Genomic DNA, 23,764 nt, shown 5'->3' with positions numbered 1-23,764 from the left:
TCCGGTCCGGGCCGCCGCGTTCGGGGGGTCAAGAAACTACAGGATAAGCTTGGCTGAATTTACCGTCCCGGCAGTATTGGCTCAAATCGATACCGTAATCCTGCGGCCGGATAATCTGCTTGATCCCGTAACGCTTGCCGTCTTTATCGGTAGCGGTTAGCGCCAGATCGAGTATCTGTTCCGGAATCGGTTGTTTGTTCTGGTCCCGGATCAGCAGAATTTTCGGCTTCAGCCGGTCGGCCCTATTTTGTTCGACGATGATACCGACTTCGCCGCTGCTTAGTTCGGCCAAATTGCCTTGCGGATAAAAACCGATACAGTTGATGAACTGAGTTACGAAATTGGCTTCGTAATGCTGGTTCATACCTTTCACCAAAATGCCCAGCGCTTCCAGATGCGGTTTGCCTCTTTGGTAGACCCGGTCGCTGGTAATCGCGTCGTAGGTATCGACCACCGCCACCAAACGCGTAAACAGCGACAACGCGCTCTTGCCCAGTCCGCGCGGATAGCCGGTGCCGGCCAAATGCTCGTGGTGGGCGTAGGCCACATCCACCGCGCCGGGATAGGCGTTGCGCGCCGACATCAGCACGTTGCGGCCATGCAGCGTATGCTGGCGCATAATGACCATTTCGTCGTCTTCCAACCTGCCGGGTTTGTTCAGAATTTCCAGCGGGACTTTCATTTTGCCGACATCGTGCATCAAGCCGCAGAACCCGAGCTTGTTCAGTTCGTCGACCGAATAATTCAGTTCGCGCCCGAGCAATATCGACAGCACGCAGACATTCATCGAATGCTGGGCGGTGTACTGGTCCTGGTCCTTGAGTTGGGTCAGCAACAGCATCGCGTCCGGATTTTCCATCACTTTGTCCACCGTATCGGCCACGGCCTGCTTCACCGCACTGACGCTGAACTGGTTGCCGAAGCGGATGTCGTCCAAAACGGTTTTGATCAGATTGCCGGTCCGGTGGAAGGTATTCGCGGTCTGGTTGAACGAACGGGCGAAACTCAGATGCTTGATGGAATCGGTGCCCCGGGTCGGGATCGCGCCGGCCGAGGACTTCTGCCACTTGACGTCGATATAGACGTAATCGCAAATGTCCTGCAGCGTCTTGATATCGGTCTGGCTTTCGATGACGATGCGGTCGAACAGGAACGGCGACTCCTGGCGCGGGTCTTCCAGCCGGCATACGCACATACCGACTCTCAATTCGTAGACGTGAATCCGCAACCAGCCGTCGTCTTTCTGTTTCATACCTGCAAAAACTTCCCGATATTCTAAAAAATTAATTAACCGGTAAAGCTTAATACAGTCCGCCGCCGCACCCTATAGTTATTCGGCGATAAACCCGCAAAATTGCGCCAATAATTATGCGGCCAGTCACAATTAACCGCCGATTATTCGGGTAGCGCCGGCGGTAATAATTCAATTGCCAGATTTTAAGAAAGGTTTACACTGCATCCGCCATCATGCTGCAAACCTCCGGTCGCCGTTCCATTCGGCGGCGGAGCATGCTCGCGAACAATCAGAATAGCGCCTGACCGGCCACTTCCGCGGAGAGAATCGTTATGCTGCTGAACCACAACGATTTCCACATCGACACCGACGATTTTTTCATTCCGGAACCGGCTCCGAAACGGTTGCGGCGCAGATACCTGTTTTTTTTGGTGTTGCTGCCGGCGTTGGCCGCCACCGAAACTTACGTCTTTTTGCAACCCGCGGTTTACCAGAGCCAGGCGCTGGTACTGACCACGGCAGCGGGGGAAATCGACCAAGCCCACGCCGTGGCAGACCTGGAACACGTCAGCATTCAGAAACAAGTATTGCTTGGGCACAGTGTGCTGGAAACCACCGCGGCAGTGCTGAATCAGGCCGGAAACGCGCAGCATGTCGGCGTAAACCAGCTCAAAGCGTTGTTTCAGGTCAATCCGCTCGCCGATACCAACCTGGTACAGTTGAGTGCAGAAGGTCAAGACCCGCGGTTTTTGCAGTTAGCCTTGAACACCTGGATCAGGGCCTACCAACAAAGCCGCAGTGAGTATATCGCCGAAATCAGCGATAAAGCCACGGCCGACATCAACGCCGAATTGCAGCGCCTGGACCGACAAGTACAAGACCAGCGCCGTTCCGTCGAAGCCTTCCGCCGTGAACATAACATCGTCTCGCTGCAAAGCACGGACAACGAAGCCCACGCCCGACTACAAGGGCTTAATACTGCGCTAAACGCTGCCGAGGAAGAGGAAACCAAGGCCAAAGCGACGCTCGACGCGATCCGCGAGGCGCTGGCGGCCGGCAAATCCGTGGTAGCCGATGCCGATTCGCAAAGCCTCGCGGTATTGACTGCGCAAGCCGAAAGACTGCGGGAAACGCTGGAACGCCAACGCAGCCAATACACCGACGAATATATCGATTTCCATCCGACCCTGCGCACAGTCAAATCCCAACTGGCGGAATTGGAACGTAAAATCGCCGAAAAGGAACAAGCCGCCAGCCGCTTCGCCGAACAGGAAGCCGAGAATGCCTATAACGCCGCCCGCTACGCCGTAAAAAACCTGCGCCAGGACCTGGAACGCCACAAACAACGGGCCGCCGATTACACCAACCGCTTCGCCCAACACCAGGCCATGCTGGAAGAACTGGCCAAACTGGAAGAATTGCAACGGCAAACCCGGCAACGCCTGGTCGAAATCGAAGTCAAACAGCGGCAAAGTAATCCGCAATTGGATGTGGTGGATTGGGCCTCGTTGCCGGATAGCCCGATCCGGCCGGATTATCCGGTACAAGCCACAATTGCCGGCGCAGGCTGTCTGGCGCTGGCCTTGCTGGCCGTCTGGTTGCGCGACTACCTCGGTAAGGAGCCGACACTGGCCACCATCAACAGCGTCACCGCATACGAACTCTACCAGCATGCCCCCCCGGAACTGGCCGAGCAGCAACCCCCGCCCCACGTCGAATTCGACCAAGTCAAACAGCTCAGGCGCTGGAACGATCCGAAACCGTTGCCGGACGACCACTCCCAATCCTAGGCGCCGCAGGCGCATCAATGCTAGAATCCGGCTTCCGTTTAACTTAAGCCACCAAGGAAATTCATGAGCCAAATTACCGTAGAGCACAACCCCAGCGAAGAGCGTTTGCAGGAACTGGGCGTCGCGAGCTGGCCGATCTGGGAAAAAGAAATCTCTACCTTCACCATCGATTTCGACGAAACAGAAACCGCTTACGTGCTGGAAGGCGAAATCGTCGTCACACCGGTCGGCGGCGAACCGGTCAGAATTGTGCCGGGCGATCTGGTCATGTTTCACGCCGGTCTGGACAGCCACTGGGAAGTCGTCAAACCGTTGCGCAAACATTACCACTACGATTGACCCTCGCCGCTTGCGGGCATGGTTCGAAAAGGCATCCTAGGATGCCTTTTTGCTTTGATTAGGCCCAAGCGCAGTTCCGGACAGGCACTCAGGCAGCACCGAACACAATGCAACAGACACCACATCGCCCGGACGGCCGGCGCAGCAGAATCGTCTGGCTATTAGCCGCCGCGCTCGGCGTAGCCGGCGCCGCCTACTGGCTGGCGGATCGCCCGGGCCGGCAACAGGAGTCCGGCCAAAACGGCAAATCCGAGCCGTTGCCGGTTAGCGTCGCCACCGGCCAAACCCGGCGCGGCGACATGCCGATTTATCTGCACGGACTGGGCAGCGTCACGCCGCTGCATACCGTGACGGTGCGCTCCCGCGTCGACGGCGAACTGGTCAAAGTTGCGTTCAACGAGGGCAGCAACGTGCGCCAAGGCCAGTTGCTGGCGGAAATAGACCCGCGCCCGTTCCAAGTCCAATTGGAGCAAGCCCAAGGCCAACTGCTGCGCGACGAAGCGCAACTGAAAAACGCCGAACTCGACCTGGCCCGCTACCAGACCTTACTGGAACAGGATTCGATCGCCGCCCAACAGACCGCGACTCAGGCGGCCCTGGTCAAACAATACCGCGGCACGGTCGAAATCGACCGGGCTCAGGTCGAAAACGCCAAATTGCAACTGGCATACACCAAAATCAGTGCGCCGATTTCCGGCCGCATCGGCCTGCGCCTGGTCGACCAGGGCAATATGGTGCGCGCTAGCGATATCAACGGCCTGGCGGTGATCACGCAAATGCAGCCGATTTCGGTGGTGTTCACGCTGCCGGAAGACCAGGCCCCGGCCGTGATGGCGCGCTGGCGCTCCGGCACGGCATTGGAGGTCGAGGCGTACGACCGCGCCGGCCGGCAAAAACTCGCGGTCGGCAAATTGCTGGCAATCGACAACCAGATCGATCCCGGCACCGGCACCTTGAAATTGAAAGCTGTTTTCGACAACCCGGACCACACCTTGTTCGCCAACCAGTTCGTCAACGTCAAAATGCGGCTCGACCTGCTGCGCGACACGGTGCTGGCGCCGAATGCCGCCATCCAACAAGGCGCTGCCGGCGCCTACGTCTACCTGGTCAATACCGACAATACCGTGACGGTACGGCAAGTCGAAACCGGACCGGCGGCCGGCGAAACCGTCGCCATCCTGGAAGGTTTGGATGCCGGGCAAACCCTGGTGGTCGACGGCGCCGACCGCCTACGCGACGGGGCGGCAGTCAAGATAGCCGGCCGGCCGGCGCCGGCTGTCGCCGCATCCCAGCCGTGAGCGACGCCGACGGTTTCAATCCGTCGCGCCGGTTCGTCGAGCGCCCGGTCGCGACATCGTTGATCATGTTGGCACTGCTGTTGACCGGCGTGCTGTCTTACCGGCTGCTGCCGATTTCGGCGCTACCGCAGGTCGACTATCCGACGATCCAGGTGACGACGCTTTACCCCGGCGCCAGCCCGGAAGTCGCCACGTCGGCGATCACCGCGCCGCTCGAACGCCAATTCGGGCAAATACCGGGCCTGCGGCAAATGTCCTCGTCCAGTTCCGGCGGCGCCTCGCTGATTACGCTGCAATTCGATTTGAGCCTGGCGTTGGATATCGCCGAACAATCGGTACAAGCCGCAATCAACGCCGCCTACAATTTCCTGCCGCCCGACCTGCCGCTGCCGCCGCTGTACAACAAAGTCAACCCGGCCGACGCGCCGATCCTGACGCTGGCCTTGAGCTCGCGCAGTTTGCCTTTGATCAAAGTCCAGGATTTGGCCGATACCCGGCTGGTGCAAAAAATCTCGCAACTGCCCGGTGTCGGTGCGGTGACGATCGGCGGCGGCCAGCGCCCGGCGGTCAGGATTCAGGCCAACCCCCAGGCGCTGGCGGCTTACGGCCTGAGCCTGGACGATTTGCGCCAAGCCATCGCCGCCGCCAACGTCAACCAGCCCAAAGGCCTGTTCGACGGCCCCACCCGCTCGGCGATCATCGACAATAACGACCAATTGCGTTCCGCCGCCGAATACCGCGATTTGGTAGTCGCCTACAAAAACGCCGCCCCGGTCAAACTGGGCGACGTCGCCACTGCGATCGATGCCGCCGAAAACGTCAAGCTAGCGGCCTGGGCCGACGCCAAACCTGCCGTCATCGTCAACATTCAGCGCCAGCCCGGCGCCAACGTCATCGAAGTCGCCGACCGCATCGTCGGGCTGTTGCCGCAATTGCAGGCCACGCTGCCGGAAAGCGTGGAACTGAAATTATTGAGCGACCGTACCGCCACGGTGCGGGCTTCAGTTCACGATGTCCAATTCGAGTTGATGCTGGCGGTGGCGCTGGTGGTGATGGTGATTTTTCTGTTTTTGCGCAATCTGCCGGCGACCGCCATTCCGGCGGTCGCCGTGCCGCTATCGTTGGTCGGCACCTTTGCCGCGATGCATCTGGCCGGCTTCAGCATCAATAATCTGACCTTGATGGCCTTGACCATCGCCAGCGGCTTCGTCGTCGACGACGCCATCGTCGTGATCGAAAACATCTCCCGTTACCTGGAGCGCGGCGCATCGCCGCTGCAAGCCGCGTTGAAAGGCTCGGCCCAGATCGGCTTTACCATTATCTCGCTGACGGTTTCGCTGATCGCGGTACTGATTCCGCTGCTGTTCATGGGTGACGTGGTCGGCCGCCTGTTCCGCGAATTCGCGATCACGCTGGCCGTGGCCATTCTGATTTCGGCCGTGGTTTCGCTGACGCTGACGCCGATGATGTGCGCGAAAATGCTGCGGCCGCTGCCAACCGAAACCGGCGCCGGCCGCGGTCCGATCGGCAGGACCATCGCCGCCTACGGCCGCAGCCTGGAATGGGTGCTGCAACGGCAAGGCCTGACGCTGCTGGCCGGTTTCGCGACGCTGGCATTGACCGTCGCGCTTTATCTGGCGATTCCTAAAGGTTTTTTCCCGATTCAGGACACCGGTCTGATCCAAGGCGTTTCCGAAGCGCCGCCCAGCATATCGTTCGCGGCCATGGCGGAACGGCAAACGGCGCTGGCCGAACGGATTCTGGCCGACCCGGCGGTCGCCAACCTAGCCTCGTTCATCGGCGTAGACGGCAGTAACCCGACCTTGAACAGCGGCCGGTTTCTGATCGCGCTAAAGCCGCAAGACCAACGCGACAGCGCCGCCGAGGTTATCGGCCGGCTGCAGGCCGGCGCGGCCAAAGTCGCCGGCATCGCCTTGTATCTGCAACCGGTACAAGACATGACCTTGGAAAACCGGATCAGCCGTACCCAATTCCAATTCACGCTGCAGACTGTCGACGCCGGCGAGTTGGCGCTCTGGAGCCAACGCTTGCTTGACCGCTTGCGCAGCAAGCCGGCGTTGGCGGACGTCGCCAGCGATCTGCAAGAGCGCGGCTTGCAAGCCTATCTGGAAATAGACCGCAGCAGCGCAGCGCGCTACGGCGTCAGCGTCGCCGCGATCGACAACGCCTTGTACAACGCCTACGGCCAACGCCTGATTTCGACCATTTTCACCCAGTCCAACCAGTACCGGGTGGTCTTGGAAGCCGCGGCCGGCGAGTCCGCCGGGCCGGAACAACTGCTGCAACTGCGGGTGGCGTCCGCCAGCGGCGCACAGGTTCCGCTGGCGGCGTTGGCCCGGCTGTCGGAACGGCAGACGCCGCTGGCGGTCAACCGCCTCGACCAGTTTCCGGCGACGACGGTGTCGTTCAACCTCGCGCCGGGCGCCGCGCTGGGCGACGCGCTGAACGACATCGAAGCCGCCAAACGCGAGATCGGCCTGCCGTTGGCGATCCAGTTCGATTACCAGGGCGCGGCCCTGGCCTTCAATGCTTCGCTGGCCGATACGCTGTGGCTGATACTGGCGGCCGTGGTCACGGTTTACATCGTCCTCGGCGTGCTCTACGAAAGTTACATCCATCCGCTGACCATCCTGTCGACGCTGCCGTCGGCCGGCGTCGGCGCCTTGCTCGCCCTGCTGGTCGCCGGCGACGATCTCGGCATCATCGGCGTGATCGGCATCGTGCTGCTGATCGGCATCGTCAAGAAAAACGCGATCATGATGATCGACTTCGCGCTGGACGCCGAACGCAACCAGGGCTTGCCGCCGCGGGAAGCGATTTTCCAGGCCTGCCTGCTGCGTTTCCGGCCGATTCTGATGACCACGCTGGCCGCGCTGCTCGGCGCATTGCCGTTGATGCTGGGCGGCGGCGTCGGTTCCGAACTGCGCCAGCCGTTGGGCACGGCCATGGTCGGCGGCCTGCTGCTCAGCCAATTGCTGACCCTGTACACCACGCCGGTGGTCTACCTGAGCCTGGACCGTTGGGCGCGCCGGCTGCGCGGAGAGGGCCGGTGAATTTCTCGGCACTGTTCGTCCGCCGTCCGGTCGCTACGACCTTGTTGACGCTGGGCTTGGCGCTGGCCGGCCTGCTGGCCTTTCTGCAATTGCCGGTAGCGCCGCTGCCGCAAGTCGATTTCCCGACCATTTCGGTCAGCGCCAGCTTGCCCGGTGCCTCGCCGGAAACCATGGCGGCGACGGTGGCAACGCCATTGGAACGCGCGTTGGGCCGGATCGCCGGCATCAGCGAAATGACTTCGGCCAGCTCGCTCGGCAACACCCGCATCACTTTGCAGTTCGATCTGAGCCGCGACATCGACGGCGCGGCCCGCGACGTGCAGGCCGCGATCAATGCCGCCGCCAGCCTGTTACCGGCCAATCTGCCGAACCGGCCGAGTTACCGCAAAGTCAATCCGGCCGATTCGCCGATTCTGATTCTGGCCCTGACCTCGACCACGCTGAGCCGCGGTCAAATGTACGACGCCGCCTCGACCGTGTTGGCGCAGAAAATCGCCCAACTAGCCGGCGTCGGCCAGGTTACGGCCGGCGGCAGTTCCTTGCCGGCGGTCAGAGTCGAACTGAATCCGGATGCGCTGGCTAAATACGGCATAGGCCTGGACCAGGTCGCTGCCGCCATCGCCGCCGGCAACACCAATCGGCCCAAAGGCGCGCTGGAAAGCGGCGAGCGCCACTGGCAAATACAAACCAACGGCCAGGTGGAGCGCGCGGCGGATTATCTGCCGTTGATCGTCGCTTACCGCAACGGCGCGCCGGTACGGATTGCCGATCTGGGCACTGCGGTGGATTCGGTGGAGGATTTGCGCAGTACCGGCCTGAAAAACGGCAAACCGGCGGTATTGTTGATTGTCAACAAGCAGCCCGGCGCCAATATCATCGAAACCGTGGATCGGGTCAAAGCGATGCTGCCGCAACTGCGCGCGCTGTTGCCGGCCGCGGTCGAACTGTCGGTGGTTTCCGACCGCTCGCAAACCATACGCGCTTCGGTAGCCGAAGTGGAACGCAGCCTGCTGATCGCCGTCGCACTGGTGATCATGGTGGTGCTGTTGTTCTTGCGCCGCCTGCGCACTGCGCTGATTCCGGTGGTGGCGGTGCCGGTGTCGCTAATCGGTGCCTGCGGCGTGATGTATTTATGCGACTACAGCCTGGATAATTTGTCGTTGATGGCGCTGACCATCGCGACCGGTTTTGTCGTGGACGATGCGATCGTGGTGCTGGAAAACAGCAACCGCCATCTGGAACAAGGCCTACCGCCGCTGCAGGCCGCATTGCGCGGCGTCGGCGAAGTCGGTTTTACCGTGCTGGCGATGAGTTTGTCGTTGATCGCGGTGTTTACCCCGATCCTGCTGATGGGCGGCATCGTCGGCCGCCTGTTTCGCGAATTCGCCGTGACGCTGTCCGCCGCGGTATTGGTATCGCTGGTAGTATCGCTGACGGTGACGCCGATGCTGTGCGCACACTGGCTGCAATTGGAACCGCCGCGACCGGCCGGCCGTGTGTCGGCGACGATGGCGGCGTTGTTCGGTAAATGCCGCGACGGTTACCGCCATAGTCTGCACTGGGCGCTGCGCCATCCGCGGCTGATGTTGGTGGTTCTCGGCGCCTGTATCGCCGCCAATGTGTATTTGTACGTCATCGTGCCGAAAGGCTTTTTTCCGGTGCAGGACAACGGCCGGCTCAGCGGCACGATTCAGGCCGACCAGAGCATTTCCTTCCAGGCCATGCAGCACAAACTGCGCGACTTTGCCGAAATCCTGCGCCAGGACCCGGCGATCAACGACGTGGTCGGCTTCGCCGGCGGCATGCAGAACAGCAACAGCGGCTTGATGTTCGCGATCTTGAAGCCGCCGGAGCAACGCGACCGCCCAATCGCCGAGATCAACCGCCAATTGCGGGAAAAGCTGGCCGACGAGCCCGGCGCCAGCCTGTTTCTGCAACCGGTGCAGGACCTGCGCATCGGCGGCCGCGGCTCGGCGGCGCTATACGAATTCGCGCTGCAATCGGACGATCTGAACCTGCTGCGGGAATGGACGCCGAAGATTGTCGCGGCGTTGGCGGAGCTGCCGGAACTGGCCGACGTCAACACCAACCAGCAGGACAAGGGCCGGCAAATCGCGCTGCAGGTGGACCGCGACCGGGCCGCCCGGCTCGGCGTCAGCCAGGCGGCGATCGATAGCGCGCTGAACAACGCCTTCGGCCAGCGCCCGGTATCGGTGATTTACAAACCGCTGAACCAGTACCGGGTGGTGATGGAACTGGCGCCGCGCTATTGGAGCGATCCGCAGACGTTAAGGCAACTGTATGTCGGCTCCGATGCCGGAACCCAGGTGCCGCTGGCGACGCTGGCCGAATTCCGCCCAGGCAACACGCCGCTGACCGTCAACCACCAGGGCCAATTCGCCGCGGCGACGGTATCCTTCAATCTGAAACCGGGCGTGTCGTTGTCGGACGCCACGCGCCTGATCGAGCGCACGCTGCGCAACATCGGCACACCGGCACAGGTGCGCGGCAGTTTCCAGGGTTCGGCCAAGGCGTTCCAGGAATCGCTGCGCAACCAACCCTGGCTGATCGCCGCGGCGCTGTTCAGCATCTACATCGTGCTGGGCATTTTGTACGAGAGCTTTATCCATCCGCTGACCATTCTGTCGACGCTGCCGTCGGCCGGCATGGGCGCGTTGCTGGCGCTGATGGCCTGCGATACCGAATTCAGCATCATCGCACTGATCGGCGTGATTCTGTTGATCGGCATCGTCAAGAAAAACGCAATCATGATGATCGATTTTGCGCTGCACGCGCAACGCGAACAGGGCCTGGACGCGGAACAGGCCATCTTCACCGCCTGTCTGCAACGCTTCCGGCCGATTATGATGACGACGCTGGCGGCGCTGTTGGGGGCGTTGCCGTTGGCATTAGGCTCGGGTTACGGCGCCGAATTGCGCCAGCCGCTGGGGATTTCCATTGTCGGCGGCCTGCTGGTCAGCCAACTGCTGACGCTGTACACGACGCCGGTGGTGTATTTGACGCTGGACCGCCTGAGCGGCCGGCGCCGGCATTCTCAGGATCTGCCGTAAGCGAAGCCTTTTTGCAATACGCCCTGGCGGTAATACTTGCCGATGTCGATGCCGTAATCCTGCGGCCGGACAATGCTTTTGATGGTTAACACCTGGCCGCGCCGGTCTAATTCCATGTCGGCCAGATTGACTACCCTTTCCTCGACCGGCTGCCCTTCCGGATCCAGCAAAATGATGACTTTGGGCCGCAGCCGCACCAGTTCGTTGACTTCGACCACGATCGCCACCGCACCGTTGGTCATCTGCACCAGACTGCCCGGCGGATAAACCCCCAAGGCTTCGATGAATTTGACGACCAAGCGCCCGTCCAACTGGCTGCCGCTCAAGTTGGACAGAATACCGGTCGCCTCCAGGTGAGTGCGGCCCTTCTGGTACACCCTGTCGCTGGTCATCGCATCGTAAATATCGACGATCGTCACCATCCGGGTAAACAAGGATATGCCCTTATCCTTGATCCGCCGCGGATAGCCCTTGCCGTCCAACGTTTCGTGGTGGGCCAGCGCCGTGTCGATAGCCCCCGTGTACATGTCCTTGCTGGATTTCAGCAACTCGTGGCCCAACGAGGTATGCGAGCGCATGATTTCCATTTCGGCGTCGTCCAGCTTGCCCGGCTTGTTCAGAATCTCGAGCGGAATCAGCATCTTACCCATGTCGTGCATCATTCCGCACAGGCCGACCAGATTCAGGTTGGACACCGAAAAGTTCAGGTGCCGGCCCAATACGATGGCCAGGGCACAGACGTTCAGACTGTGCTGAGCAGTATATTGGTCCTTGTTTTTCAATTGGCTCAGCCATAAAAACGCATCCGGCGAATGCAAAATGCTGTTGACGCATTCGGCCACTGCCGCCTTGGCGGCCTTGGTATCGACGCCTTCGCCGCGGGCGATGCGTTCCATGAAATCGGCAACCAGCACGCCCATTTCCTGGTACACCGCCTCGGCGCGGTCGATTTCCTTCTCGAATACGCTCAATTTCGGCGGCGGCGGCGGGAAATCGGCGATGCTGTCCAGCGACAGGTTCTCTTGCGAGCCTTTGTACTCGACCACCTTCTTCCGACTTTTGGTGACATCGATGTACACGTATTCGCAGACCTCTCTCACCCTGCGGATATCTTCCTCGGTTTGCAGTTCGAAACCCTGAAACAGAAACGGACTGTCCAGCCAGGGACGGTCCAACTCGATCACGTACATGCCAAGCTTGAGCTGAGCCACCGGCGTATAAACCCGCTGGTTAACGTCGTAAACGTTTACGTTACTCTGCAGCGATTTTTTCTTACGGCGGCGGAACGGCCACCAATCTGCTATTGCCATGCGATTCCATTTGTCCAAACACTGGCTCAAGCCTAGTTCAAATTGGGGAATGTTATTCTGACAACAGTCGGAAAATTCCGACAAAATATTTACATTTCCGCTGCAATAAAAGAATCGGCGGCACGCCGGTTTATATTTTGAGTTTGGCGAGCCGGACCTCGAATTCTTCCAGCGTCATCGCCCCGCTTTTACCTTCACGCTGGTGGGCGGCATCGAAAAAATAGGTTCTGGGCAGTTCGCCGTACCAAGCCGGATCGATCTCGTAACGCAACTTTTCCGGGTTGTCGCCGCTAAAGGCCCAGTTTTCCAGCGCGCCCAGTTTGTGGGTATCGACAATGCGTTGAATCTCCGGCATCGCCTCCGCCTCGTCTGCCGCCAACATCACGATCTTCAACGCCGGGTGTTTGTCGTGCAATTGGTTGATGACGGCCATGTCCTTCAGGCACGACGGGCAATCGACCGACCAGATCGCCAGCATCAACGGTTTGCCTGCATTCGCCGCCAGAATTTGCTGGTAGCTGCCGGGCATGAAGGGCTTTATCGGTGTTTGTTCGGCCAGCGTGTATCCGGTGTAGCTCAGCATTGACACGAACCCGAAAATAATTGGCTTGATTTTCATGAATTATGTTCCCTGAAGAATAAATCGATAAATTCGGGCCGGATGGCGGCCGATTCGAACTGTTTTTTATTTTTCTTTCAATATTGCCGACCGATTTTAACTCTATCCGCGCACCAACAAACATCTTGACTCGCAAGAATGCCAGCCAAGCAGGCGTAAGCCGCCTAACCTTAATCCTTAATGCGTAAAGATTTTCTTACACAACATTGAGCTATTTAACATAGATTAATAAAAACATCCTCAGCTCCGCCCCCCACCATCAGGTAACAGGGCGACATCACGCTCCCAATCGAATAAGAAAAAACGTTAGGTTTTCTCGAAAATGTCGAAAGTAACGCATATCGGTGATCTGGCGAAACGAAACCGGCAAACCATGCCATAAGGAAACGCTAAATCGTGCATATCACTCAACCACGCACAGTTATTTAACATAGTTTTTTTATTGAAGGGAACAAATATAAAATAAAATCAAAATCTTATTCCATGGCTCGAATCCTGCATTCGGCGAAGCACTTCCTATAGTTACAAAAAGCGCGTCTAGCTTCGATGTCCAGCCTCCTTCGACATAGTTCGCGACTCGACACCAGGATGTCGGACATCGGGTTTAGCCCGGTAACGTCTGGACGTGGTAGGTAAAACCAGATAAATACTTCAACGACGATTGTCGGCGACATGCCGGGTAATCGAGTAGAAAATAACAACAACAGAGATTACGCGTGAATAATCGACAGAATCCATCTAACTACGTTTCACCCCGTTTTTCGCAGAAGCGGAGCATTTTATCCACAGCGGTGTTGTTAGCACTCTCCAGCGGCATCGTTTCGGCGGCGGACACCGCCGGTAAAAAGAACGATCAAATTCAAAATACAAAAGAAGCGGGCAAGCAAGCTCCTGCTAAAGTAGCCAAGGCGGCCCAAGTCGACTCAGACACGTCCGCTGAGAATATTGATGTTATGGAAGAAATGGTCGTTACCGAAGCTGTAGCAAAGGATTCTCATTTTACGTCTCCGTCCACGCGACTGAAACGCGCCGAAATCGAACGGCAGAATGCGCAGACCACTGAAGAAGCCGTCAAATATCAGCCAAGTCTACAAATCCGGCAACGCTACATTGGCGATCCGAACGGCGTACTCGGCATTCGCGGTGCGGATATGTTTTCGACCGCGAGAAACATGGTTTACGCCGACGGATTACCGTTACACAACCAGTTACAATTCTCATTCAATGGCGCCCCGCGCTGGTCCATGGTCGGCCCCAACGAAATCGACGCGGTGGACGTGGTTTACGGTCCGTTCTCGGCCGAATATAGCGGCAACTCGATCGGTGGGGTGGTGAATATCAAAACCCATATGCCGATGAAAGAAGAATACTACGCTGAAGCCAGTTATTTCGCCCAACCTTGGGAGAATCTGGGGGCCGACAGCGGCAACTTCGACGGCAACCGCCAGTTTTTCTCGTACGGCAATCGGCTCGACGACTGGTCGGTTTTGTTGTCTTATAATCGCCTTGAAGCCGAAAGCCAGCCGATGAGCTACTTTATCGACAACACAGGCTTGGGCAATCCTACCGGCGCCCAAACTCCTGTTTCCGGCGCAGTACCAGTGCTGGATACGCGGGGGACTCCGAGCTACATCTACGGCGATACAGGACCAGAGTTAGTTAACACAGACTTGGTCAAACTTAAATTGGGATATGACATTACTCCCGACTTACAGGCAATCTTCACCGGAGCATTCGAAGAAAGAACCCGCAAAGCAACTGATCCTCGAAATTACCTGACTTCCGCCAGCGGCGCCTATTTCGGCGACGGCAATACCAATTCCCGCGACGCCGTATTCAGCGGGCGTACTTTCAATGTCCTCAATAGCGGTTTCGGCCCGTCCGAAGACGAGCGGCAAACCATGCAAATCGGCATGCAGTTGAAAGGGGCCATCTCCGAAAGATGGGATATCGATACTACCTTCAGTTACCTCGACGTTATCAAAGACGAACGCCGAACCGCGTTTTTCTCGCCCAACGATCCGCGCAACCAGGACACCGGCCAATTGCAGGTGTTCGATGATTTCAACTGGAAAAATTACGACTTGAAGCTAAGCACTCGCGAGCTGTTCGGCTGGAAGCCGTTGGAATTTTTGACCGGTTACCATTTCGACAACTACAACTTGGACTTCAAGCAATTTTCATTCAACAGTTATAACGGTAACCGCGTCGGCCCCGAAACGGTCAGCCGCCGCAATCAAGGCGAAGTTACGACCAATGCCTTTTTCGGCCAGTTCGCTTACCACTTTGCACCGGACTGGGATTTGACATTGGGTGCGCGCTACGAATGGTGGCTGGCTTCCAGCGGTGTAGGTTCCAACACGCCGCTACCGGACCGCAGCGACGATGCGATTTCACCGAAAGCATCGCTCGGTTTCGAACCCGGCCCATGGAAATTCCGCTACTCGTTCGGCCGAGCTTACCGATTTCCGGTCATTGCCGAGATGTATCAAAACCTCAGCACGCCTACCAGTCTCACCACCGCAAACGCCAGCTTGAAACCCGAGGATGGTTGGCACCACAACTTCATGATTGAGTACGGGCTGAACTCGGGTTACGTGCGCGTCAACGTGTTCAGAGACGACATTCGCAATACTATCCAGCAAGTCCGCCGCGCCAGCGGCATTTTGACCGAGAATGCGTTTCAGAACATACCGGCTACCAGCACCACCGGCGTCGAATTGATTTACGATCAGCAACGGGTGTTGGGTAGTGATTTCGACCTGAACTTCAACGCTACGTGGATGAACGCAATTGTCGAGGATGGCGGCCCCGACTTGTTTTTCAGGGAAGCGAACGGTACCAACACCCGATTCAATTTAACCGGCAAACAGCGTATCCGCTTACCCGAATGGCGTTTCAACGCTTTGGCGACTTACCATGTTAGCGAAGTCTGGGATGTATCGATGGCGGGTAGATATACCAACGATTCATTCAACGATATCGATAATAACGACAACGTGAACAATGTCTTCGGTTCCCAGGACGGTTTTTTCTTCCTGGATTTCAAAACCAGCTACCGGTTCAAATACGACCTATTGGGTAAACCGGCAAAAAGCCGAGTATCTTTCGGTATCAACAACTTGACCGACAAAACCGCATATGTCTTCCATCCTTATCCGCAAAGAACGTTCTTCGTCGAAGGTGCAATAAGTTTCTGATCGACGCGTATTGGTATTGGCGAATCCACGCCGGTAAACCGAATTTTGGCTCTGCCGCCAATATTTACGGTTTTCCGGTAGTGGAAACGATTGGGCAGGGTTCAGTGATTATGAAATCCAGCTTCGAAGCCCATAGCTTTGAGTTTCAAAAAATTTCCGATACAACGAAACTGGGTTATTCTCAAGGCCCCTGCTGGGTTTCGCGTTGTTACACCCAACTTGCGACCCTGGAAATGATTGGCAACCGATGACACAAAATGGAGCTTATCTCAAAGACCTTGTATCAGCCTGTATATTTTCATAATATACAAAAAAATGATTGATTTATCCGCGATAATTGGCTTCGACTGGGACGACGGTAACAGCCTTAAAAACAGCAAACACGGGGTTTCGACAGCGGAGGCTGAGCAGGTGTTCTTTAACGCGCCTTTGCTTCTGCTGGCAGACGTTAGACATAGCCACCAGGAACCGAGGTTTCACGCGCTCGGCAGAACGCATCAAAACCGTTTGTTACACATCACGTTTACTTTGCGCCGGCAAAATAGCCATATCCGCGTCATCTCGGCGAGAGACATGCACAAAAAAGAACGGAGCATTTATGAGCAAGCACCTTAAAAAAATTCCGGAATTTTCTACTGAAACCGAAGAACAACAATTTTGGGAAACTCACGATTCCACTGAATATTTGGATTGGCATCAAGCTCAGCCAGTGGTGTTCACCAATCTCAAGCCAACCACCAAAACCATTTCCCTGCGGCTGCCACAGCATCTGTTGGATTCGATTAAAGCGGCGGCCAATGCCCGTGATGTGCCTTATCAATCCCTAATCAAGATTTGGCTGCAGGAAAAAGCGCAAGGCCAATCTTGAGCGTACCCGATATGGACAATCCATATCGTTTGGGGTCGTGAAATACCCCGTATCAACAACGATCTGCGGCATCACCCCCAAAAGGCTTGATTTTTAATGCCAATTGATGCCGATACGTATACAACTTACACCTCATCATTCGCGCTTGGTCCGGTTCCTAAACTCAACGCCCCTGAGTCTGCTATTTACATTAGCACTTTTGATTTGCCTGAGGGCTCTAACCGGAATTTACCTCAGCCCATTAATCCTCCGGCCCGAAACACTGCTGGTAGTCCTTGCAGACTTCGCAGGACGGCGCCCGGCAGACGTACAAACCCTCGGCTTCGCAGAGCTGTTTGTACATAAATTTCTTCCATTTCATATCCTTGCTGTTGCGCGCGACCAAGTCGGGGAAGTTGTAGGCCAGCATCGCCGACAGATCGGCGCGCGACCACAAACCCAAATCCTGCCACAAATGGTCGCTGCCCAGGCAGGCGGCGACGATCAGCGCAATCAGCCATTCGGTATCGGCGCCCGGTTGCGCGGCGAATTGGCGCAATAGCGTTTCCAGATCCTGCTTTTCCAGCATCCGGCTGTAATCCAGTGTGACGCCGGACACAGCGGCCTCATCCAACGCGTACCCGGGAAAATGGCTGGCCAGCAACGCGACGAATTGCTCAGGCGCCAAACCCAGCCGATCCGGCAACGCGCCCTCTCCCACCGCCCAACTGGCGATGATTTGCGCCAGCCAGACGCTGTTGGGCGACCAGCCGGCGCACGCCGCGAGTTCCTGATAAATTTGCTGCCGTGACTTTGGCGTAACCGCTAGACTCGGAATGGTTTGGGTCGGTTCTACAGCAGGCATGCAATTCATTTCGGTCCTCCGGCGTTTAGGGATGGAACGGACTAATACTCAACGCGGATGTCTTCGTCCCTGACGATCATCTGGCAGGCCAGACGCCATTCGCAGGGCAGGTCGTCGACGATCATTTTCTCCAGCTCTTCGCTGGTGACCTTGCCAAGCTGTTTCAGCACCGCTTTTTCTTTTTCGGTCAGCGGACCGCCCATGCGTTGGTTTTTCTTGTCGATACTGGTGACTTTGACCAGACAGGTACCGCATTCCCCGTCTTCGCATTCGAAGTTGATGGGGATTTTGTTTTCCAGCGCCAACTTCAACACGGTTTGGGTGTGGCTGCCGGCGACGGCGTAAACGGTTTTGTCCCGGTATTCCGGGCTTGAAAATGTGACTAATGCCATGTGTTGTCTCCTTGAACGGCTTACACCGGTTTGACGGAAATCTCGCCGCCCAACACCTGCGCCTGACAGGCCAGACGGTTGTGCTTGCCGGCCATGTTTTCCCGCAGAATTTTGTCTTCCAATACCGAGGGCTCGGTCAGATGATTCCAGCCCGACGTCACTTTCATGATGCAGGTGCCGCAATCGCCCTCTCGGCAGCCGTAGGTAATACCGGAACCGACCTTCTCGGAAACCTCGATGATTCGGGTCCCGGCAGGTACGGTGACGGTGACGTTGATGTCTTCGAATGTAATGGTCGCTTTGGCCATTGAAAAAACTCCTTACGCTATTTAAGTGTCATCTCGGCAACCTCCAATCTGAGGACTGCCGTTTTGGAATCCGCAAAGATTCCCGATTCCCGCCCGCTCGAAAGCCGGCGGGGTTCGCCTATCCGTCCTGGGATCGGCTTAGCCGGCCTACTGCACCGGCTCAACGCGTGACGTATGTCTAAAACTGTTGAACACGCATCCGGCTCAGGCCAGATCCGCAAAATTAATCACTTTCGATAAGCGGGCGCCGGTCAACTCCTGCGCCAGTTCCAAGCCAAAGGCCGTGCATTCCAGGATTTCGTCGTCGGTCGGGATCAATTTCACCCGCAAGCCCGGAATCGGCACCCGCAATTTCAGGCCGCGCAAACGGTCCTCGACCAGACGCACGCCCTCGCCGGTCCAGCCGTAGGAACCGAACACGCCGCCCAGTTTGTTCTTCAGATTCACGACCGCCAGCGACGACAACAGGTCCCAGATCGGCTTGACCGCGTCGCCGTTGATGGTCGGCGTGCCCAGCACCAGGCCGTCGGCTTCCTCGATCAGATCGACGAACGGCCCAACCTCGCCGCCTTCCAGGTCGTACAGCGACACCCGCACGTCCTCGACCTGCATCGCCCCCTGGTAAATCGCCTCGGCCATGCGCCGGGTATTGCCGTAGGAACTGATGTAAAAAATCAGCAGGGTTTTCTGATTGGGGCTGAGTTCGTTGTGCAAGGCCGGACTGGAGAGTTGCCGGTAGCGCTGGATGTAGTGCTGCGGCCGGTCGCGCAGAATCGGGCCGTGGGTCGGCGCGATCAGCGTCAGCGGCAACGGTTCGATCAACTCCAGCGCCCGCACCACGTACTCCTTGAACGGCCGCATGATGTGGGCGTAGTAGTATTCGAACGAGAAGCGGAAATCGCCGACGCTGTCGTTGAACAGACGCTTGTCGCAGAAATGGCAACCGAACACGTCGCCGGAAAACAGCATCTTTTCTTCCGGGGCGTAGGTGCACTGCGTATCGGGCCAATGCAGATACGGCGTGTGCAAAAACTCCAGACTGCGGTCGCCCAGCGACACCGAATCGCCGGTCACCACCGGCGTAAAGCTCAAGGTATCCTGCTTCAGCAAACCTTTCAGCATCGTTTGCGCTTTCTGGGAAATGAACAATTGCGCCTGCGGTGCCCGTCGCATCAGTTCCGGCAACGCCCCGGTGTGGTCCGGTTCCAGATGATTGAGGACGATGACTTTGATTTCGCTGTAAGCGGCGACGCTTTCCAGCCGGGCAAAAAAGTCGCCGGCGAAGCCTTCCTTGACCGTGTCGATCACCGCAACGCCGTCGCTGCCGCGGATGACATAGGCGTTGTAGCTGGTGCCGTTGGCGGTTTTTAAAATGATGTCGAAGATGCGCAGATTCGGGTCGAAGGCGCCGACCCAATGCACCCGCTCGGATAGCGGCACGGCAATCGGCGTGCCGTCGTCGCCTTCCAGCTTGACGCCGTTCATGGCCTGCACGCCTCGGCGTGGGCTTGGCGCGGGCAGGTTTCCAGATCTTTGCCGCTCGGCGCGGATTTCAATCCCAGCCAGGCATCGACTTCGGCTTCGTCGAAGCCGGACACTCGCCGCTCGTCCGCTTCCATCAGCGGCCGCCGGATCAACAAGGGTTGTTCCACCATCAACGCAATCGCCTGTTGTTCGTCGAGCGCTGCCGGATCGATCAAACCCTGCTTGATGGCCGGCGCGCTGCGGTTAAACCATTCCGCCACCGGCTTGTCGCCGAAAAACGAACGCAGCTTGGCCTGCTGCTTGGCCCAGGGCTGTTGCAACAAGTCGTAGACCACCAGCAAATGGCCGGCTGCGCTCAATAGCTGTTTCTGCCGGGTGTTGTTCAAACAGCCCGGCTTCTCGTAAAAGTGGACGGTAGCCATAGCCGTCAGTGGGCTTGGAGTTCCGCCATCACCTCGGCCATTCTTTCCGGTGGGATGCCGGTCAACGAACCGGGCGGGTTGACGGCAATGCCGTTCGCATCCAGGATCGCGCCTTCGATCGGGCAGATGCTGGCGCATTGGGTATCCTGGTAATCGCCTTCGCATTCGGTGCATTTGTTCGGATTGATCCGAAAATGCCCTGCTTTGCTGGACATGAAAATCGCCTTGCTCGGGCACAAAGGCTCGCAGGCGTAACAGTTGACACAGGATTCAATGATTTGTAGAGCCATGACGTTCGTCCTATGCAGGCCGGGTTACGGCCGTAACCCGGCATTGGATTCGATGGCCGAGTTTGCGTTGTGCAACCCGGCCGGGGTTGTTAAGCGGTTGCGCGCTGCTCGGCGTTGCTCTCATCCAGCTTGCCGGCCGCGGCCATTTCCTTATAAACCGCCATGACCGCGTCCTCGATCGGTTCCATCGCGTGCTCGCCGTTGGGTTGGATACCGGCTTGCTCCAGCATGTCCCAAGGCTCGTAGCCGATCTTGGAGCACAGCACCACTTCGCAGCCTTCCAGCGCCCGGATCGTGCGTTGCAACACGCTCTCGCCGTCGCCGCAGGTGTCGTCGCCGCTGCAATACAGATCGGTTTTGCGGTGGCTCATGAAGCGCACGCCGTCCGGCGAGGCTTCGTAGATCAAGAACTCTTTGGCATGACCGAAGTGCTGGTTGATCACGCCCTGGCCACTGGTGGCGATGGCCATCAACACCGGACGGGTGTTCAGTTTGGGCTCGTCGGCGTGGCTGGCGGCTTTTTCGGCTTTCGCGGCGCGCTTGCTGTGCATTTCCTCGGCAATCGCTTCGTGAATCACCTTGCGTTTTTCCATCGCCGATTGGTAATCGATTTCCATCGCCTCGATCTTGTCCATCGTGAACTCGTCACCGCGGTCTTCGCCCAGCAGACCGACCGCGTCGGCCCGGCATTGCCGGCAATGGCGCATCATGTTCATGTCGCCGGAGCAGGCGTCTTGCAGGTCCATCAACTCATCCTGAGTCGGACCGCGTTGGCCCATTACGCCGTAGAAGGTGCCGTGTTCGGCTTCGGCAATCAGCGGCATGACGTTGTGCAGGAAAGCGCCCTTGGCTTTGACGATTTTGCTGACTTCGGCCAAGTGTTTGTCGTTGACGCCGGGAATCATTACAGAGTTGACTTTGACCAGAATGCCTCTGGCGGTCAGCATTTCCAGACCTTTTTGCTGCTGTTCGATCAGAATCTTCGCGCCCTTCACGCCCTTGATCCGTTTGTTTTCCCAGAAAATCCACGGATAGATTTGGGCACCGATTTCCGGATCGACACAGTTGATCGTGATCGTGACGTGGTCGATGTTGTGTTTGGAGAGTTCCTCGACCGATTCCGGCAAAGCCAGGCCATTCGTCGATACGCACAGTTTGATGTCCGGCGCATCCTGGCTCAGGCGGCGGAAGGTTTCGAAGGTGCGTTCCGGATTGGCCAGCGGGTCGCCAGGGCCGGCGATGCCGAGCACGGTCATTTGCGGAATGTTGGCCGCCACCGCCATGGTTTTCTTTACCGCTTGTTCCGGCGTCAACAGTTCCGAAACCACGCCCGGCCGCGACTCGTTGGAGCAGTCGTATTTGCGGTTGCAGTAATGGCACTGGATGTTACAGGCCGGCGCCACCGCGACGTGCATGCGGGCAAAATAATGGTGGGCGTCTTCCGAATAGCACGGATGATTTTCCACTTTGGCCCGGATCTCGTCGGACAAATGGCCTAATTGGTCGTCGGATGAGCCGCAGGAGTGGGAGGAGCAGCCGCCTGCGCTGGCCGCGGGAGTTTCGTTCAAAACTGGCAATTCCATGATCTTCACCTCGCTTAAATGGGTTGCAAGAGAGGTAGCACAGGGCATGCCAGTTCTTATTTATCCATAACATACTGATTTACATATGTTTTACAATCCAACACCGTTTAGCTTGTCGCAAATATCACAGGCCGATGTTTGCAAGAGCACAAACCGCGGCGCGGAATTGTGGAAATTTCGGAAAAAATTGGGTTTTGCGGTCGGATATAACCGAGCCCGGCGCGGCAACTTCACGGTGAAAACCCTACTATTTCGAGTGTGATGCCGCAATCCGCGTGATAGACTTCACATAAATCAACATTCGCCTCCCTGGCGAATAGGGCTGCGCTGCCGCCCAACCCAACGGATAACGCGTCTACGACCTTAATATGGAGCAGGGCCAACGCTTATGAACAGGTTTCGTTCTCCCGCCGCGATGGGCGTTTTAGGATTTTCGTTCCGGTTGGGCGTAGCGTTTCTGTCCTTGCCTGATCCCGCCGCGGCCGCTGTCTGTACCTGGGAGGGCGGCGACTCGGTCTGGTCCAGCGACGGCAACTGGAGCTGCGCCGCCGTGCCGGGCAATGCCGACGACGCGGTGCTGAATACCGACGACAACCTGGATCTGGATGTTGCCGCAACCGTGCAAAAATTCACCCTGGCTTCCGCCAACGCCGTGCTGCAAGGCAGCGGGCCGCTGACCTCGAACAGCGCATTCGACTTACAATCCGGCACCGTCAGCGCCATTCTGGCCGGAACCCAGGGCGCCGACAAAACCACGGCCGGCAGCGTTACCTTGAGCGGCGCCAATACCTACACCGGCACGACCACGATCAGCGCCGGTACCCTGGCCTTGGGCGCCAGCAACGTCTTCGCCGACGGCTCCAGTATCGTCGTCGATGGCGGCACGCTTGCAATGGGCGCGTTCAACGACAGCGTCGCCGGTGTCGTGTTGCAATCCGGTACGATCAGCGGCAGCGGTGGGGTTCTGACTTCGGATAGCAAATTCATACTGCAATCCGGTAACGTCAGCGCCGTTTTGGCCGGCAGCAACGGTGCCGACAAAACCACGGCCGGCAGCGTTACCTTGAGCGGCGCCAATACCTACACCGGCACGACCACGATCAGCGCCGGCAGCCTGGCGTTGGGCACCAGCAACGTCTTCGCCGACGGCTCCAGTATTGTCGTCGATGGCGGCACGCTTGCAATGGGCGCGTTCAGCGACAGCGTCGCCGGCGTCACGCTGCAATCCGGCACCATCAGCGGCAGCGGCGGGGTTCTGACCTCGGATAGCAAATTCATACTGCAATCCGGCACCGTCAGCGCCATTCTGGCCGGAACCCAGGGCGCCGATAAAACCACGGTCGGCAGCGTTACCTTGAGCGGCGCCAATAGCTACACCGGCACGACCACGATCAGCGCCGGCAGCCTGGCCTTGGGCGCCAGCAATGTATTCGCCGACGGCTCCAGTATCGTCGTCGATGGCGGCACGCTTGCAATGGGCGCGTTCAGCGACAGCGTCGCCGGCGTCACACTGCAATCCGGCACGATCAGTGGCACCGGGACGCTGACTTCGGATAGCAAATTCATACTGCAATCCGGCAACGTCAGCGCCGTTTTGGCCGGCAGCAACGGTGCCGACAAAACCACGGCCGGCAGCG

General features: G+C 58.0%; 19 protein-coding genes. 9 read left to right on the top strand and 10 right to left on the bottom strand.

From position 1 onward, the window contains the following. Window positions 1–28: 28 nt before the first annotated feature. Window positions 29–1,252: a cyclic di-GMP phosphodiesterase gene (locus NP603_RS04810; protein WP_256609790.1), complete on the bottom strand. Its 1,224-nt coding sequence runs from the start codon at window positions 1,250–1,252 to the stop codon at window positions 29–31. Window positions 1,253–1,566: 314 nt separating this feature from the next. Here NP603_RS04810 and NP603_RS04805 point away from each other — a divergent pair, with 314 nt between their 5' ends. From NP603_RS04805 to NP603_RS04785, 5 genes are all read left to right on the top strand, one after another. Then, a complete protein-coding gene (locus NP603_RS04805) occupies window positions 1,567–3,024 on the top strand; it encodes a GumC family protein (RefSeq protein ID WP_256609789.1) in 1,458 nt (485 codons plus the stop codon). Between the two features lie 63 nt (window positions 3,025–3,087). Further along, complete coding sequence (locus NP603_RS04800; RefSeq protein ID WP_256609788.1) at window positions 3,088–3,363, top strand: cupin domain-containing protein; 276 nt, start codon at window positions 3,088–3,090, stop codon at window positions 3,361–3,363. Between the two features lie 107 nt (window positions 3,364–3,470). After that, the gene (locus NP603_RS04795) at window positions 3,471–4,661 is read left to right on the top strand and encodes an MdtA/MuxA family multidrug efflux RND transporter periplasmic adaptor subunit (RefSeq protein WP_256609787.1); all 1,191 of its coding nucleotides are present in this window, start codon (window positions 3,471–3,473) and stop codon (window positions 4,659–4,661) included. Further along, entirely contained in the window at window positions 4,658–7,735 is a 3,078-nt protein-coding gene (locus tag NP603_RS04790) for an MdtB/MuxB family multidrug efflux RND transporter permease subunit (protein WP_256609786.1), read from the top strand. Before NP603_RS04795 ends, NP603_RS04790 begins: the two co-directional genes overlap by 4 nt. Next, window positions 7,732–10,806 (top strand): multidrug efflux RND transporter permease subunit, encoded by a 3,075-nt coding sequence (locus tag NP603_RS04785; RefSeq protein ID WP_256609785.1) that lies wholly within the window; start codon window positions 7,732–7,734, stop codon window positions 10,804–10,806. Before NP603_RS04790 ends, NP603_RS04785 begins: the two co-directional genes overlap by 4 nt. Here NP603_RS04785 and NP603_RS04780 read toward each other — a convergent pair. Further along, on the bottom strand, window positions 10,791–12,116 hold the full coding sequence (locus tag NP603_RS04780) for a cyclic di-GMP phosphodiesterase (protein ID WP_256609784.1): 1,326 nt from the start codon (window positions 12,114–12,116) through the stop codon (window positions 10,791–10,793). The genes NP603_RS04785 and NP603_RS04780 overlap by 16 nt on opposite strands. A 130-nt stretch (window positions 12,117–12,246) precedes the next feature. Then, a complete protein-coding gene (locus tag NP603_RS04775; protein ID WP_256609783.1) occupies window positions 12,247–12,735 on the bottom strand; it encodes a TlpA family protein disulfide reductase in 489 nt (162 codons plus the stop codon). Between the two features lie 953 nt (window positions 12,736–13,688). Between NP603_RS04775 and NP603_RS04770 the strand changes: the two genes are divergently transcribed. The 3 genes from NP603_RS04770 to NP603_RS04765 all read left to right on the top strand — a co-directional run bounded on the left by NP603_RS04770 (window position 13,689) and on the right by NP603_RS04765 (window position 16,803). Further along, window positions 13,689–15,935, top strand: a complete 2,247-nt coding sequence (locus NP603_RS04770) for a TonB-dependent receptor (protein WP_256609782.1) — start codon at window positions 13,689–13,691, stop codon at window positions 15,933–15,935. 315 nt (window positions 15,936–16,250) lie between these two features. Next, window positions 16,251–16,550 (top strand): BrnT family toxin, encoded by a 300-nt coding sequence (locus tag NP603_RS21975; RefSeq protein WP_371928754.1) that lies wholly within the window; start codon window positions 16,251–16,253, stop codon window positions 16,548–16,550. After that, on the top strand, window positions 16,534–16,803 hold the full coding sequence (locus NP603_RS04765) for a BrnA antitoxin family protein (RefSeq protein WP_256609781.1): 270 nt from the start codon (window positions 16,534–16,536) through the stop codon (window positions 16,801–16,803). The genes NP603_RS21975 and NP603_RS04765 overlap by 17 nt, the downstream gene beginning before the upstream one ends. Before the next feature lie 241 nt (window positions 16,804–17,044). On the opposite strand, the gene NP603_RS04760 is transcribed toward NP603_RS04765, so the two are convergent. From NP603_RS04760 to nifB, 7 genes are all read right to left on the bottom strand, one after another. Next, entirely contained in the window at window positions 17,045–17,647 is a 603-nt protein-coding gene (locus NP603_RS04760) for a nitrogen fixation protein NifQ (protein ID WP_256609780.1), read from the bottom strand. Between the two features lie 41 nt (window positions 17,648–17,688). After that, on the bottom strand, window positions 17,689–18,039 hold the full coding sequence (locus tag NP603_RS04755) for a 2Fe-2S iron-sulfur cluster-binding protein (protein WP_256609779.1): 351 nt from the start codon (window positions 18,037–18,039) through the stop codon (window positions 17,689–17,691). A 20-nt stretch (window positions 18,040–18,059) separates the two neighbouring features. Next, on the bottom strand, window positions 18,060–18,347 hold the full coding sequence (locus NP603_RS04750; protein ID WP_054763155.1) for a 2Fe-2S iron-sulfur cluster-binding protein: 288 nt from the start codon (window positions 18,345–18,347) through the stop codon (window positions 18,060–18,062). Window positions 18,348–18,551: 204 nt separating this feature from the next. Further along, complete coding sequence (locus NP603_RS04745; protein ID WP_256609778.1) at window positions 18,552–19,832, bottom strand: FprA family A-type flavoprotein; 1,281 nt, start codon at window positions 19,830–19,832, stop codon at window positions 18,552–18,554. Continuing rightward, window positions 19,829–20,254, bottom strand: coding sequence for an ArsC/Spx/MgsR family protein (locus NP603_RS04740; RefSeq protein WP_256609777.1), 426 nt, complete (start codon window positions 20,252–20,254; stop codon window positions 19,829–19,831). Before NP603_RS04740 ends, NP603_RS04745 begins: the two co-directional genes overlap by 4 nt. Before the next feature lie 5 nt (window positions 20,255–20,259). After that, the gene (locus NP603_RS04735) at window positions 20,260–20,544 is read right to left on the bottom strand and encodes a 4Fe-4S dicluster domain-containing protein (RefSeq protein ID WP_054763154.1); all 285 of its coding nucleotides are present in this window, start codon (window positions 20,542–20,544) and stop codon (window positions 20,260–20,262) included. An 89-nt stretch (window positions 20,545–20,633) separates the two neighbouring features. Next, a complete protein-coding gene (gene nifB / locus NP603_RS04730) occupies window positions 20,634–22,127 on the bottom strand; it encodes a nitrogenase cofactor biosynthesis protein NifB (RefSeq protein WP_064042575.1) in 1,494 nt (497 codons plus the stop codon). 388 nt (window positions 22,128–22,515) lie between these two features. Here nifB and NP603_RS04725 point away from each other — a divergent pair. After that, on the top strand, window positions 22,516–23,764 hold a 1,249-nt coding region (locus NP603_RS04725; RefSeq protein WP_256609776.1), incomplete at its 3' end, for an autotransporter-associated beta strand repeat-containing protein.

The organism is Methylomonas aurea (genome assembly GCF_024505045.1).
Taxonomy (GTDB): Bacteria; Pseudomonadota; Gammaproteobacteria; order Methylococcales; family Methylomonadaceae; genus Methylomonas; species Methylomonas aurea.
Note: the sequence above shows the minus strand (reverse complement) of the source record. Positions and strands in the feature narration are given on the sequence as shown.